The sequence below is a fragment of the Hylemonella sp. GW821-FHT10B10 genome, assembly GCF_059415585.1.
Map to the genome: position 1 here is coordinate 500,925 of NZ_JBWKNN010000001.1, position 13,236 is coordinate 514,160.

Sequence of the window (13,236 nt, forward strand, 5' to 3'; positions counted from 1 at the left end):
CTTATTTGTCGTCGAAAAACGTCTGATGCGTTTCAGCGTGCTCGCAGCCTGAGCTGGTTGGGCAGGGGCAGCGAGCGGCGCAGGATATCGTCGGCCAGCCAGAGCGCCGACTTGCGGGCGCGTTCGGCCACCATGGGCAGGGGCATCTGCACGAAGTCGTCGTTGAAGACCTCGAAGCTGTAGTCGCCGGCGTAACCGAGCCGGTCGAGCTTCTGTACCAGGTCGATGAGTTCCGCGGTGTGCACACCTTCGCGCGGAAACACGCGGTAGGTGCGCGCCGTGGCCATGCGCTCCTCGAAGGTGGGCGTTTCGCGCCACATGAAGTCGGACAGCTGGACCAGAAAGATCTTGGACGGGTCCAGGTCCAGGATGGCGTCCAGCGGGGTCTTGGCGGCCAGGATGTGGTACGAGTCAATGCACACGCCCAGGTTGGGCGCGTCGGCGCGGCACACCACGTCCCAGGCTGTGGTGTATTCGTTGATGGTGCGGCCCCAGGACAGGCCTTCGTAGGCGATGCGGATGCCGAAGGGGATGGCCAGCATGGCCAGCTTGCGCAGGTCACGCGCGATGTGGTCCAGGTCCTGGCTCGCGTGGGCCGAGGTGGAGGAGCAGGCCAGCAGCACGTCGCAGCCGAGTTCAGCACACATCTCCAGCATGGTCTTGGCGATGTCGACCTTGTACTCGTGCAGATGGCCGCTCAGGCCTTCGAAGTCGCGCAGCACCTGGAAACCCGTGCCGCGCAGCCCGCTCTCGCGCACTTCCTGTGCGGCGGCCTTCCAGCCGCCGGGGTGGCCCACCAGGTCGTTGGCCTTGAGCATGACCTGGCTGAAGCCGGCGTCCTTCATGGCCTGGAGCTTGGCCTGCAAGGGGCCGGCCAGGGTGATGGTGTCCATCCCGAAACCGCGGATGGCCTCCTCCATGCTGCGCCGGTCGTTCATGTCGGCTCCGCGGCGGCATGCACCAGTTCGAACACCACACTGCCCAGGTAGGTCTTGGTGATGGCCCCGCGCTGCCCGGTATGGGTGGCCGGGCTCTCGATGAACTCGACACCGTGGGCGCGCAGGGCCTGCACCGCGGCCAGCACGTCCGGCACACCCAGGCCGATGCGCTGCAGCTGCTCGCGCGGATCGGGGGCGTCCACCGCCGGTTCGACCAGCTGGATCATGAAGGCATGGCTGGCCTGCAGGGCCGGTGTGCGCATGAGCTTGCCCGCGGGCATGATGCCGAAGCGCTGCTCGTCGGGGATCAGCGTGGCGCCCAGCAGGGTCTGGTAGAACTCGATCCAGTCGTAGCTGCGGCCGATGCCGATGTACTGCACGATGCCGAAGAAGTTCAGTCCGGACAGTACCGACGGTTGGGCTGCCGCGCCGGGAATCGGGATGAAGTCGACGTCGTAGATCGAGAAGTCCTGGTAACGGTCGATCAGGTAGATACGGCTGCCGCCCACCCCGTGGATGGCGGGGATCACCAGCTCCATGGCGTCCGGATGGCCCGGCACTTCCCAGCCTCCGCGCTCCAGCACGTAGTCGCGGGCGGCGCGCGCATTGCGGACCCGCAATGCGATGGCGCTGATGCAGGGGTGGTCGGCCCCGTGGCTGGCGCCCAGCGCGTCCAGCGGGTGGGCGTTGACCACGATGTTGAGCGTGCCCTGGCGGTAGAGCGTGACTTCACGCGAGCGGTGGCGCGCCACCGGGCGAAAGCCCATCATCTCCAGCACCTGGCCCAGGGCCTGGGGCTTGAGCGTGGCGTATTCGATGAACTCGATGCCGTCCAGTCCGATGGGGTTGGACGCATCGCTGAAAGAATCCTGCAGCGGTTCGCGCGCATGTTCGGGGTGTAGCAACAGGTCGCTCATGGGCTTCTCCGGCAGGGGTAGGGGTCAATCGTGCAAGCGGGCCACCGTGCGCAGCTGGTCGGCCGTCGCGGTCGGGTAGCCAAAAAACTCCAGATAGGCCGGGATCATCTCGAACAGCATGTCCGAACCTATCTGGACGCGGCAGCCGCGCGCCTGCGCGGCGCTGAGGAATGCGGTCATCTCGGTGCGCATGACAACTTCGCCAACGAAGGTCTGGGGCGACAGGCGCTCGACGTCCACCGGCAGTGGGTCTCCGGGGTTCATGCCCAGCGGCGTGCCGTTGACGACCAGGTCGAAACCGGCGGGGTCCTTGCTGCCGGTCGTGACCTTGAGTTGCGGGTATTCGGTGCGCAGGCGTTCGGCCAGTGCCTGCGCGGAAGCAGCCTGTACGTCGAAGAGGGCGAGCTCGGCCACATCGGCGGCGGCCAGCGAGGCCGCAATGGCCGAACCCACGCCGCCGCAGCCGACCACCAGAGCGCGCGCACCTTTCAGCACCAGGCCCTTGCGGCGCACACCGCGCACAAAACCTTCGCCGTCGAACATGTCACCGACCAGGCGACCATCCGGCAGGCGCTTGACAGCGTTGCAGGCGCCGGCCACGCGCGCGGTGCGCGTGACTTCGTCCAGCAGGCCCACGGTGCTCACCTTGTGCGGCATCGTGATCAGCGCACCCCGGATGTTCTCCAGGCGAAACAGGTTGCGCAACACCTCGGCGAACGCATCGGGCTTGCAGCCCATGGGCACGACCACCGCATTGACCCCGACCGACTCGAAGTAGGGGTTGTAGATCAGCGGTGCCTTGAAGCTGTGCGTGGGGAAACCCAGATGGGCGATCATCTCCGTATCGCCGTTGATCAGGGCCCCCTGGAAAGCTCGTGCGTTCATCTCGGTGCTGCGCTTCTCTTTACTTGCGGATGCGGGCGAGCTCGGCCATCATCGCGCTGACGGTGGCTTCACCCACGTTGGCGGAATGCTTGGCGATCACGGGCTTCATCTTCTCGCGCAGCTTGGCCACTTCGGCCGCCGGCAGTTCGGTGACCTGCATGCCGTTCTTCTTCAGGGTCTCCAGCAGGCTGCCGGCCAGGGCGCGTGATTGCTCGCGCTGGTACTTGATGGACTCGTTGACGGCGTCCTGCACGACCTTCTTCTCGTCGGCCGACAGACCGTCCCAGAACTTCTTGCTGACCACGATGGACTGCGGGTTGTACTGGTGGTTGCTCAGGACCAGATGCTTCTGCACTTCATAGAGCTTGGCGCCGTTGATCGTGGCGACCGGGTTCTCCTGGCCGTCCACGGCCTTCTGTTCCAGTGCGGCATACAGCTCGGGGAAGGGCAGCGGTGTGGGGTTGGCGCCCAGGGCGGAGACCCAGTCGATGTTGATCGGGTTGGGGATCACGCGCAGCTTCAGACCGGCGATGTCGTCCACCTTGGTGATGGGTCGCTTGCTGTTGCTGATGTGGCGGAAGCCCAGCTCGTAATAACCCAGGCCGACCAGGCCCTTTTCTTCCAGCTTGGCGTGCAGGCTCTTGCCGAAAGAGCCGTCGACCACGGCGTCGGCCTCGGCCGGGGTGGCGAACAGGAAGGGGAAGTCATAGATGGCAAAGTCCTTCACCAGGCTGGCGAAGATGCCGGAGTTCATGGAGGCCATCTCCAGCGTGCCGCCTTGCAGGGCCGAGACGTTGGCCTGGTCGCTGCCCAGGGCGCCGCCGGGATAAACGGTGACCTTGAGCTTGCCGCCGGACTTGGCTTCGACGATCTCGGCAAACTTGTCCATGCCCAGGACGATGGGGTGGCCCTTGGCATTCTGGTTGACGAACTTGATGGTCTTGGTCTGGGCGTGGGCCAGGCCCATGGCCGCGACGGCCAGTGCGGCCACCAGGGTTTTGAGGACGAGTCGCTTCATGGTTTGTCTCCGTGGATATTTTCGGGACGCCTGGATCGGGGACGGCTGCGGTGGCGTACCCTGGTACCGCAGCCGTTCGGAAGTCAGTAGAACCAGCGCGCCGGCACCATGACCAGCGCAGGGAAGAAGACCAGCAGGAACATCAGGATGAACTGGGCGATCATGAAGGGCCAGACGCCCTTGGTGACCTCGTCCATGCTCATCTTGCCCACGCCGGCCACCGTGCTCAGGATGGTGCCTACCGGCGGTGTGATCAGGCCGATCGAGTTGTTGATGATGAAGAGCACGCCGAAGTACACGGGGTCGATGCCTGCGGCCTTGACCAGGGGCATGAAGACCGGCGTGAGGATCAGGATGGTCGGGGTCATGTCCATGGCCGTGCCCACCAGCATGGTGATCAGCATCATGACGAACATCAGCAGGATGGGGCGGTCCAGCAGGGGCTGCAGCAGCGACACCAGTTCGGCCGGCAGATTGGCCACGGTGATCATCCAGGCCGACACCATCGCGGCAGCCACCAGGAACATCACCACGGCCGTGGTCTGCGCGGCGGCGGCGAACAGCTCGTAGAGCTGCGAAATCTTCAGTTCGCGGTAGATCACCATGGACACGAAGAGCGCGTACACAGCGGCCACCACGGCGGCCTCGGTGGGCGTGAACACGCCGAACTTCAGGCCCACGAGCACGATCAGCGGCAGGCCGATGGCGAAGGTCGCGTCCTTGAGGGCCACCAGCACCTGCTGGCGTGTGGCACGCGGCGGCGGCTCGACCTGTTCCTTGCGCACCAGCCACCACCATGTCACCCACAGGGCTGCGCCCAGCATGATGCCGGGCACGATGCCCGCGATGAAGAGCTTGGAGATGGACACGTTGGCGGCCACCCCGAAGACCACGAAGCCGATGGAAGGCGGAATGATGGGGCCCATCACGGCCGAGGCCGACAGCAGGCCAGCGGAGCGGGACTTGTTGTGGCCGGCCTTGATCATCATGGGCAGCAGCAGTGCCGCCAGCGCGGCCGCATCGGCCACGGCCGAGCCTGACAGGGCCGACATCAGCGCCGCGGCCAGGATGGCGACATAACCCAGGCCACCGCGCACATGCCCGACCAGGGTCATGGCCAGGTTGACGATGCGGCGCGAGAGGCCGCCGGTGTTCATGACCTCGCCGGCCAGCATGAAGAAAGGGACGGCCAGCAGGGGGAAGCTGTTGGCGCCTTCGATGACGTTCTGGGCCAGGATCTGGGCGTCGAACATGCCCAGATGCCACATCAGGGCGGCGCCGGTGAAGAGCAGCGAGAAGGCGATGGGCACGCCCAGGGCCATGGCGCCCAGCAGGGCGGCGAGAAAGATGGCGATGGTCATGCGCGGGACTCCTGCGGCTTGGCCTGGTCAGCCGGCATTTCCTCGGACTCGGAAAAACCGATCAGCTCGGAGGCCGGCAAATCCCCGCGGAAGAATTTCAGAAGGGTGTTGAAGATGATGAGGGCCGCGAGCGTGGCGAACACCATGCCGCTGGCATAGAGCCAGGCCATGGAGGCTTCCATGACGGCGCTGGTGGTCTGCAGATTGATCACGGTCTGCTGCCAGGTGCCCCTGAACATCAGCCAGCACATGGCCAGCATGAGCAACTGGGCTACCACGAAGCAGATCTTGCGGCCCAGCAGGGGCAAGCGTGAGAGCAGGGCGTCGGTGCCGAGGTGGGCGCGGCGGTTGAGCGCCACCACCGCACCGAGGAAGGTCATCCAGACGAAGAGCCAGCGGGACAGTTCCTCGGACACGGTGATGCCGGAGTTGAAGCCGTAGCGCAGCACCACGTTGCCGAAGACCATGATCACCATCAGGCCCATGAAAAGAACCATCAGGGCATTAAAGGCCTGACAGATCCGGTCGATCAGTTTTTGAATCACAGCGAAGTCTCCATGTTCGTATTTTGTACGAACTGGTTAGTTTTAAACTAAGGGAAAACCCTGAATCCATGCCCTGCGCCGGGGCGCCGCGCTCAGATCTTGCGGACGAAACGCGCGATCATCTCCACCACGTTTTCGCGGCGCTGGGCGATGTAGGCGCGGGACTTCATGTCGAGCTTGAAGATCAGGCTGAAGGTGTGCCGGTTGGAGACGTTGAAGAAGCTCAGCGCCGAGATCGAGGCATGGATGTCGACCGGGTCCAGGCCCTTGCGGAACAGGCCGGCCTTGACGCCACGCTCGTAGAGGTTGCGGATGGCCGCGATGGCCGGCACGTTCAGTTCCTGGATGCGCTGGCTCTGCGCGAGGTACTGTCCGCGATGGATGTTTTCGGACATCACCAGGCGGATGTAGCTCTCGTGGTGCAGGTGGTGGTCGAAGGTGAAGGCCACCAGGCGGCGCAGGGCTTCCTCGGGTTCCAGATCCTGCAGCTTGAGTTCGGATTCGACGTCGCGCACCCGGCGATAGGCTTCTTCGAGCACAGCCAGGTACAGGCCTTCCTTGCTGCCGAAGTAGTAATAGATCATGCGCTTGCTGGTCTGCGTGGCCTCGGCAATCGCGTCGATGCGCGCACCCGCCAGCCCCTTTTCGCCGAACTCGGCCTCGGCCACCTGCAGGATGTTGGCCTGGGTGCGCTCCGGGTCGTTGGTGCGACCGGGCGTCTTGCGCGCCGGGGCTGCCGCACGTGTCGTGCGCGTGCGGCGTATATGTACTGGTTCGTTCATTCATGAAGTATAGGGCGGCCTCATGCCCTGCCGCAATGGTTTGCGGCAGGGCATGAGCTTCCTGTACCTGGCCGGTCGGCTCAGGCGCGCTGGGCTGGCGTCTCGCGCACGGTCTCCACCAGCGCGCGCAGGGCCGCTGTGTAGGAGCGCCAGCCCAGGCCCTGCACCGTGGCCTTGACGGCCGGGCTGATGATGGAGTGGCTGCGCCACGGCTCGCGCGCGGCGATATTGCTCATGTGGACCTCCACCACCGGGAAGGGCATGGCCTTGATCGCATCGTGCAGGGGCACGCCGTGCTGCGTGAGCCCGGCGGGGTTGACCAGGGCGCCCGCGGCCGTGTCGATGTACTCGTGCAGCTTGTCGACCAGGGCCCCCTCGTGGTTGGACTGGAAGGTCACGAGCTGCACGCCCAGCTCGGTGGCAAGCTGGCCCAGGTACTCGTTGATCTGCGCCAGCGTGGTGGTGCCGTAGATGTGCGGCTCGCGCCGGCCGAAGAGGTTGAGGTTCGGGCCGTGCAGGACAATGATTTTCATCGGGTTCACAGCTTCGAGACCCGCTCCAGTTCGGCCTTGAAAAGGGTCACGATCGCCGGGTCGTAGGCAGCAGAGAACTTTTCGTAGACGGGCTGCACCTCGGCGCGCATGCGGGCCAGTTCGGCGGGCGCGATGTCGTTGTAGATCATGCCTTTGGCTTTGAGCTCGCCCAGGGCCTTGCTGGAAACCTCGCGGCTGACCGTGCGCTGCCAGTTCTGGGCTTCGATGGCGGCGTCCTGCAGCAGCTTCTGTTCAACTGCCGAGAGGCGATCCCAGAAGCGCTTGCTGATCTGAACGGGATTGGTCGCGTAGACGTGGTTGGTGCCGCTCACATACTTCTGCACCTCGTAGATCTTGCTCGACTCGATCACGGCAAAAGGATTTTCCTGGCCATCAACGGCTTTGCTTTCGAGCGCGCCGTAGAGCTCCGCAAAGGCCATGGGCACCGGGTTGGCCTTGAAAGTCTTGAAGGTTTCCAGGAACACCGGGTTCGGGATCACGCGCAGCTTCAGGCCCTCCAGATCCGATCCTTTCGTGATGGGACGCTTGCTGTTGGTGACGTTGCGAAAACCCAGATCGAAAAAGCCCAGCACCACCACACCTTTTTCCGGCAGCTTGGCCGCGAGCATTTTCCCGAGCGGGCCATCGACCAAGGCATCGGCCTGGCGGGCATTGGCGAAGAGGAAGGGGAAGTCGAGCAGGCCGAACTCCTTGACGATGCCGTTCAGCGAGGTGGTCGATGCCACCAGCATCTCCTGCACACCGCCCTGCAGCGCCGACTGTTGCTGCAGCTCGTTGCCGAGCTGGGATGAGGCGAACTCCTGTACCTTGATCTTGCCGCCGCTCTTGGCCGCGACGATCTCGGCGAATTTGCGCACGCCCAGGCTGGTCGGATGGCCGGCATTGTTCAGGTGGCCGAACTTGATCACGCGTTCCTGGATGTCCTGGGCGCCGGCCGCGGCGGCGATGAGCGAAAGCGTGAGGCCGACGAGGGCCGCTTTGAGTTGCAGTTTCACTTGCTTGTCTCCTGTCTAGGTATGGGGCACCACCGGACGGCGGTGTTCGGGCATGATAGGAAGCGATGTTGAACAGCATTCCAGACTGGAATCACATTTCATAATGCCAAACGAAACCAGCCGTTCAGCCGTCGGTACGGTCGACCGCACCCTGCTCATCCTCGAGACCCTGGCCAACCAGCCCGAGGGCCTGGCCCTGGCTGCGCTGGCCGACGACCTGGCCCTGCCGCGCAGTGCCTGCCATCGCCTGCTGCAGGAGCTGGTGCGCTGCGGTTATGTGCGCCAGCTGCGCGAGCAGGGAGAGTACGCGCTGACCACCAAGCTGCCGGCCCTGGGCCTGAGCTTTCTGGGCAGCTCGGGCATCGTCGACCTGGCCCAGCCCATCATCGACCGCCTGGCCGCCACCTCGGGCGAACTGGTGCGCCTGGCCCTGGTGGATGGTGACCGGCTGACCTTTGTGGCCAAGGCCCAGGGGGCGCGTTCGGGCCTGCGCTACGACCCGGACATGGGCATTGACGTGCCCCTGTCCTGCAGCGCCGGGGGCCATGCCTGGCTCATGACCCTCAGTGAGGAACGCGCCACGGCGCTGGTGGCGGCCCAGGGGTTTGCCAATCCCAAGCAATACGGCCCCAAGGCCCCCACCACCTACAAGGCTCTCATGAAGATCCTCGATGAGGATCGCCGGCGCGGATACAGCCTCATCGTCGAATCCTATGCGCCGGGTATGACGGCCATGGCCGCGCCCATCCTGCGTCGTGGCGCCGAGGCTGTGGGGGTGATCACCATTGCCGGCCCTCTGCAGCGCCTGACACTGCAGCGCATGCAGGAGCTGGGCCGACCCTTGATGGACGCGGCGGGGGACCTGGCCCTGGTCAGTGCTTCTTCACCGCTGTTCGGGCGGCGCGGGCGGCTGATGTGAGCTTGCCCGTCTGATCAGCCGCACTGCCCCACATAACCGCAGGCGGTGCAGAAGTCGCAGCCGTCCTTCTTGATCACCGTAGGGTTGCCGCATTCGGGGCAAGGGCGTCCGGCCATGGCGGCGGGTTCCTCGCTCTCGGCCTGCTCGTCCGGGCTTTCCAGCACGCCCATCTCGCGCAGTGGGTAACCCTGCGCGTCGAGCACGCCCAGCATGGCGTAGCGGTGGATGATCAGGCGCGCCATATAGGCTACGGTCGAGGGCCAGGTCTGCTGGCGGCGTTCGCCGTGCGGCAGGCCGGGCACGAAGGCCATGAAGTGGCCCAGGGGCTCGGCGTAGTTGAGCAGCTTGCGCAGCTTCATGCCTATCCAGGCCGGATCGACCACGCGCATGTCCAGCGAGAGCAGGCGCGCCAGACCGTCGAGGGCACGGGGGTAGTTGCCTGACAGACCCATGGCGCAGGGCCGGTTCACCAGCGTGCCGTCGGGGCCGGGCAGGCTGATCTCCTTGAGCGTCAGCGTGAAGGCCTCGCCCGTGCCTGGGTTGTCGATGTCCACCGCCCAGGCCAGGGTGCCCGAGGGACCGGTCAGCGGTTCATCGCGTGCGAACATGGCGTCGAGCACCGGGGTCGCGGCGGCTTGTGTGCGTTCGCGCCACACGCCCAGCTGCTCGCAGCGCCAGCGCACCACCGCTGCGGTGGCGGCCACCACGCCGGGGAAGAGGCGGCGTTCCCCATGCGGTGGGAAGGGCATCTCGAAAGAGCGCTCTTCGGCCACCGTGGCCAGCGCGTCAAGCTTGAGTCTGAGCCAGGCCGGGTCGTTGGAGCGCAGGTCCATGGACAGGGTCTTGGCCAGCGCACCCAGGCCGCGCGGTTGCTCGGCCCCGTTGACCCAGACTTCGAAGGGCTGGGGCAGTCCGCCTTCCTCACCCGGCAGCTCGCCCACGAAGAGCGCGAATTCACCGTAGGGGTGGTGCACCATGAAGCTCCAGGCCAGGTTGCCACCGGGCAGTTCGGGCCGGCCCGGCCAGCGCAGCGAGGCCAGCACGGGGGCGGGCAGGCGCTCCAGCGCCAGGCGCCGGTTCGCGTCGTCGAGTTGCAGCGGCGCGGCGGGCGTGGACGCCACGCCTGTGCTCAGCACGCTCCCCAAGATCGAATTCGGCCGGTAGGTGGCCAGGCCCTTGAGGCCGGACTGCCAGGCCTGCAGGTACAGGTCCTGGAAATCGGCGTAGGGATAGTCGCCAGGTACGTTGACGGTCTTGGAGATGGCCGTGTCGATACAGGGCGCCACGGCCGCCACCATGGCAGCGTGGGCCTGCGCGCTCATCTCGAGTGCGGTGACGAAGGCCGGCGTGAGCGGCGCCGTCTCGCCCTTGAGGTGGCGGTACAGGCGCCAGGCGTGGTCTTCCACCGCGTATTCCTTGAAGCTGCCGTCGGGCATGCGCTTCTTGCGCGTGTAGTGCCAGCTGAAGGCCGGCTCGATGCCGTTGCTCGCGTTGTCCGCAAAGGCCAGGCTGATGGTGCCCGTGGGCGCGATGGACAGCAGGTGCGAGTTGCGCAGGCCGTGCGCGCGGATCTTGTCCTTCAGCGCAGCCGGCAGGCGCGAGGCAAAACGCGGACTGCTCAGGTACATGTCGGCATTGAAGAGCGGGAAGGCCCCGCGTTCGCGCGCGAGTTCGTTGGAGGCTTCGTAGGCGGCGTCGCGCATGGCCTCGGAAATCTTGCGCGCCATATCGCGTGCCTCGGCGCTGTCGTAGCGCAGGTTCAGCATCACCAGCGCATCACCCAGGCCGGTGTAGCCCAGACCAATCCGGCGCTTGTTGCGCATCTCCTGCTCCTGCTGGGGCAGGGGCCAGACGGTCACGTCCAGAACGTTGTCGAGCATGCGGGTGGCAGTGCGGCACAGCTCCGCGAAGGCGCTGAAGTCGAAGTGTGTCTTCTCGCCGAAGGGCTCGCGCACGAAGCGCGTGAGATCGATCGAGCCCAGGCAGCAGCAGCCGTAAGGAGGCAGGGGCTGTTCGGCGCAGGGGTTGGTGCTGGCTATGGATTCACAGTACGACAGGTTGTTGTCGCGGTTGATGGTGTCGATGAAGAGCACGCCCGGTTCGGCGTGGTCGTAGGTGGATCGCATGATCTGCTCCCACAGATCGCGCGCGCGCAGCTTGCGATAGATCCACAGGCCGCGCCCGGTGGCCAGGTAGGCGCCAGCGGCCTTCTGCGCGGCGCCGGCCTCGGCGTGGTGCACCAGCTCCACCTCGCCGTCGCTCACCACGGCTTGCATGAAGGCATCTGTCACACCGACCGAGATGTTGAAGTTGCGCAGGTCACCAGCATCCTTGGCGTGAATGAACTCCTCGATGTCCGGGTGGTCGCAGCGCAGCACGCCCATCTGCGCACCGCGCCGACTACCGGCGGATTCCACCGTCTCGCAGGAACGGTCGAACACGCGCATGTAACTTACCGGACCGGACGCGCTGCTCTGTGTGCTGCCCACCCAGGCTCCGCGCGGGCGGATGCGCGAGAAGTCGTAGCCCACGCCACCGCCACGGCGCATGGTTTCGGCCGCTTCCTTCAGCGCCACATAGATGCCGGGGTGGCCTTCGTCCTCGTGCGCGATGGAGTCGCCCACAGGCTGTACAAAGCAGTTGATCAACGTGGCCGTCAGCTCGGTGCCCGCCGCGGACTGGATGCGCCCGGCCGGCAGGAAGCCCTGCTGCAGCGCCTGCAGGAAACGGCCTTCCCAGTGCGTGCGCTGCTCGGGCGCCTCCACCTGGGCCAGCGCGCGCGCCACGCGCTGGTTCACCTGCAGGATGCTCTGCTCATCGCCCTTGGCGTATTTCTCGAGCAGCACCTCCTCGCTGATGTTTTGCGGTGCCAGGGATTGCGCGGCCTGAGCCGGATGCGTTGTATCACTCATGAACCATACACTCCACGTCTGTTTGTGCAGGATGCTAGGAGGAGCGCCGGCACGGGGGGTTGACCTGCCACAAACCCCTGCATCATTCCGGCAAGACGTTGCTTCGAAGGGAAACGTACTTGCCAGTGTGGCACGGTCTTGACGAAAATCAAGCGATGAATATCACCACCTTTGATGAGCTGCTGACCGCGGCCCGCCAGCAGCGCGAACCCCAGCGCCTGCTCTGCGTTTTTGCCACGTCCGAACTGCCCGCAGACAGCACACCCGAACAGGTCGCGCGTTTTGAGGCGGGTCAAGGCGGCGCGCTGGCGCCGCTGATGTGCGTGGACAAGACGCCACAGGAACTGGCCTCTTTTGCCGCACTGGCCGGCGAGGCGCAGCAGTTCGGCCAAGCCTGGGCCCTGGTCTTCGTGGCCGCCATGGCCGATGGCCCCGACGTTGAGGCCCCGCTGCAGCGCATGGTAGAAGACATCAAGCGCGGCGCCATCGGCAGCTACATCCCCTTCAATACGCAGGGTGAGGCCGTGCGGCTGGGTTAGCCATGTGTCGTTCGTTTGCCGCCAACCCTGTTCAGCCGACAGCTTGGCGGCCTGTATCAAACCAGGCGTCCATCAAAAGGAAGGTATGAAATGACACGCGTTCGAGTTGAAGGCTTCACCATCTCGCTCGACGGATACGGGGCAGGTCCGAATCAGGATCTCAACAACCCGCTCGGCATAGGCGGTACGGATCTGCACCAGTGGTTGTTCCCGACGCGCACCTTGCAGCGGGCCCTGTTCGGTAAGGACGGTACCACCGGGGTCGACGATGATTTCGCGGCCCGTGGCTTTCAGAATGTTGGGGCCTGGATCCTCGGGCGAAACATGTTCGGGCCCATACGCGGTCCCTGGCCGGACCTGAACTGGAAAGGCTGGTGGGGCGACAGCCCTCCGTATCACGTGCCAACCTTCATCCTGACCCACCACGCACGAGAGCCCCTGGAGATGGAAGGCGGAACGATTTTCCACTTCGTCACGGGTGGTATCCACGAGGCGCTGGACCGCGCGCGTGACGCTGCCAAGGGGAAGGATGTGCGCATCGGCGGTGGGCCTGACACCATCCGGCAGTATCTGCGCGAGGGCCTCATCGATGAGCTGCACATCGCTATCTCGCCTGTCCTGCTCGGCCGGGGGGAGCGACTGTTCGAGGGGCTGGACATGCGCGCTCTGGGGTATGCATGCGTTCAGTCTGTCGCGTCGGAGAAGGCCACGCATGTTGTCCTGCGGCGCCAGGGGCACAAGGACGCCTGACGGGTGCTTGTTGCAGAAGTTCCGCTGCAGAACCGAAGTGTCAGGCGGTGCATCCACGCCCTTGTCGATTTTCGGTAGTCTCGTTCGTCGACTGGGTAGAGTCAGAGACCCGCCGGTCACC

At 65.3% G+C, this 13,236-nt stretch carries 13 protein-coding genes; 3 read left to right on the plus strand and 10 right to left on the minus strand.

Annotated features, from left to right (window positions below; genetic code table 11):
• Positions 1–32 precede the first annotated feature (32 nt).
• From AC07NT_RS02415 to AC07NT_RS02455, 9 genes are all read right to left on the minus strand, one after another.
• The gene (locus AC07NT_RS02415) at positions 33–938 is read right to left on the minus strand and encodes a sugar phosphate isomerase/epimerase family protein (protein WP_498598024.1); all 906 of its coding nucleotides are present in this window, start codon (positions 936–938) and stop codon (positions 33–35) included.
• Positions 935–1,855 carry a VOC family protein gene (locus AC07NT_RS02420; RefSeq protein WP_498598023.1) on the minus strand — a complete coding sequence of 307 codons (921 nt, stop codon included), beginning with the start codon at positions 1,853–1,855 and terminating at the stop codon, positions 935–937. The genes AC07NT_RS02415 and AC07NT_RS02420 overlap by 4 nt, the downstream gene beginning before the upstream one ends.
• A 24-nt stretch (positions 1,856–1,879) precedes the next feature.
• Positions 1,880–2,713 carry a shikimate dehydrogenase family protein gene (locus tag AC07NT_RS02425; RefSeq protein ID WP_498598511.1) on the minus strand — a complete coding sequence of 278 codons (834 nt, stop codon included), beginning with the start codon at positions 2,711–2,713 and terminating at the stop codon, positions 1,880–1,882.
• A 46-nt stretch (positions 2,714–2,759) separates the two neighbouring features.
• Positions 2,760–3,758: a TRAP transporter substrate-binding protein gene (locus AC07NT_RS02430; RefSeq protein ID WP_498598022.1), complete on the minus strand. Its 999-nt coding sequence runs from the start codon at positions 3,756–3,758 to the stop codon at positions 2,760–2,762.
• 83 nt (positions 3,759–3,841) lie between these two features.
• Positions 3,842–5,119 carry a TRAP transporter large permease subunit gene (locus AC07NT_RS02435; protein WP_498598021.1) on the minus strand — a complete coding sequence of 426 codons (1,278 nt, stop codon included), beginning with the start codon at positions 5,117–5,119 and terminating at the stop codon, positions 3,842–3,844.
• The gene (locus AC07NT_RS02440) at positions 5,116–5,664 is read right to left on the minus strand and encodes a TRAP transporter small permease (RefSeq protein WP_498598020.1); all 549 of its coding nucleotides are present in this window, start codon (positions 5,662–5,664) and stop codon (positions 5,116–5,118) included. The genes AC07NT_RS02435 and AC07NT_RS02440 overlap by 4 nt, the downstream gene beginning before the upstream one ends.
• Before the next feature lie 92 nt (positions 5,665–5,756).
• Positions 5,757–6,446: a TetR/AcrR family transcriptional regulator gene (locus AC07NT_RS02445; protein WP_498598019.1), complete on the minus strand. Its 690-nt coding sequence runs from the start codon at positions 6,444–6,446 to the stop codon at positions 5,757–5,759.
• Positions 6,447–6,526: 80 nt separating this feature from the next.
• Complete coding sequence (locus AC07NT_RS02450) at positions 6,527–6,979, minus strand: type II 3-dehydroquinate dehydratase (protein ID WP_498598018.1); 453 nt, start codon at positions 6,977–6,979, stop codon at positions 6,527–6,529.
• 5 nt (positions 6,980–6,984) lie between these two features.
• Entirely contained in the window at positions 6,985–7,995 is a 1,011-nt protein-coding gene (locus tag AC07NT_RS02455) for a TRAP transporter substrate-binding protein (protein ID WP_498598017.1), read from the minus strand.
• A 103-nt stretch (positions 7,996–8,098) separates the two neighbouring features.
• On the opposite strand from AC07NT_RS02455, the gene AC07NT_RS02460 reads away from it, so the two are divergent.
• On the plus strand, positions 8,099–8,914 hold the full coding sequence (locus AC07NT_RS02460) for an IclR family transcriptional regulator (protein ID WP_498598016.1): 816 nt from the start codon (positions 8,099–8,101) through the stop codon (positions 8,912–8,914).
• A gap of 14 nt (positions 8,915–8,928) precedes the next feature.
• On the opposite strand, the gene AC07NT_RS02465 is transcribed toward AC07NT_RS02460, so the two are convergent.
• On the minus strand, positions 8,929–11,826 hold the full coding sequence (locus AC07NT_RS02465) for an adenosylcobalamin-dependent ribonucleoside-diphosphate reductase (RefSeq protein WP_498598015.1): 2,898 nt from the start codon (positions 11,824–11,826) through the stop codon (positions 8,929–8,931).
• A gap of 155 nt (positions 11,827–11,981) precedes the next feature.
• On the opposite strand from AC07NT_RS02465, the gene AC07NT_RS02470 reads away from it, so the two are divergent.
• Both AC07NT_RS02470 and AC07NT_RS02475 read left to right on the plus strand, forming a co-directional pair.
• On the plus strand, positions 11,982–12,365 hold the full coding sequence (locus AC07NT_RS02470) for a ribonucleotide reductase subunit alpha (RefSeq protein WP_498598014.1): 384 nt from the start codon (positions 11,982–11,984) through the stop codon (positions 12,363–12,365).
• 90 nt (positions 12,366–12,455) lie between these two features.
• Positions 12,456–13,115 carry a dihydrofolate reductase family protein gene (locus AC07NT_RS02475; protein ID WP_498598013.1) on the plus strand — a complete coding sequence of 220 codons (660 nt, stop codon included), beginning with the start codon at positions 12,456–12,458 and terminating at the stop codon, positions 13,113–13,115.
• Positions 13,116–13,236: the final 121 nt, after the last annotated feature.

What these genes read in the sequence shown, in the direction of transcription:
- AC07NT_RS02430 (WP_498598022.1), bottom strand. Translation starts at nt 3,758, where the DNA reads ATGAAGCGACTCGTCCTCAAAACCCTGGTGGCCGCACTGGCCGTCGCG.
- AC07NT_RS02435 (WP_498598021.1), bottom strand. Translation starts at nt 5,119, where the DNA reads ATGACCATCGCCATCTTTCTCGCCGCCCTGCTGGGCGCCATGGCCCTG.
- AC07NT_RS02475 (WP_498598013.1), top strand. Translation starts at nt 12,456, where the DNA reads ATGACACGCGTTCGAGTTGAAGGCTTCACCATCTCGCTCGACGGATAC.
- AC07NT_RS02420 (WP_498598023.1), bottom strand. Translation starts at nt 1,855, where the DNA reads ATGAGCGACCTGTTGCTACACCCCGAACATGCGCGCGAACCGCTGCAG.
- AC07NT_RS02460 (WP_498598016.1), top strand. Translation starts at nt 8,099, where the DNA reads ATGCCAAACGAAACCAGCCGTTCAGCCGTCGGTACGGTCGACCGCACC.
- AC07NT_RS02445 (WP_498598019.1), bottom strand. Translation starts at nt 6,446, where the DNA reads ATGAACGAACCAGTACATATACGCCGCACGCGCACGACACGTGCGGCA.
- AC07NT_RS02465 (WP_498598015.1), bottom strand. Translation starts at nt 11,826, where the DNA reads ATGAGTGATACAACGCATCCGGCTCAGGCCGCGCAATCCCTGGCACCG.
- AC07NT_RS02470 (WP_498598014.1), top strand. Translation starts at nt 11,982, where the DNA reads ATGAATATCACCACCTTTGATGAGCTGCTGACCGCGGCCCGCCAGCAG.
- AC07NT_RS02450 (WP_498598018.1), bottom strand. Translation starts at nt 6,979, where the DNA reads ATGAAAATCATTGTCCTGCACGGCCCGAACCTCAACCTCTTCGGCCGG.
- AC07NT_RS02415 (WP_498598024.1), bottom strand. Translation starts at nt 938, where the DNA reads ATGAACGACCGGCGCAGCATGGAGGAGGCCATCCGCGGTTTCGGGATG.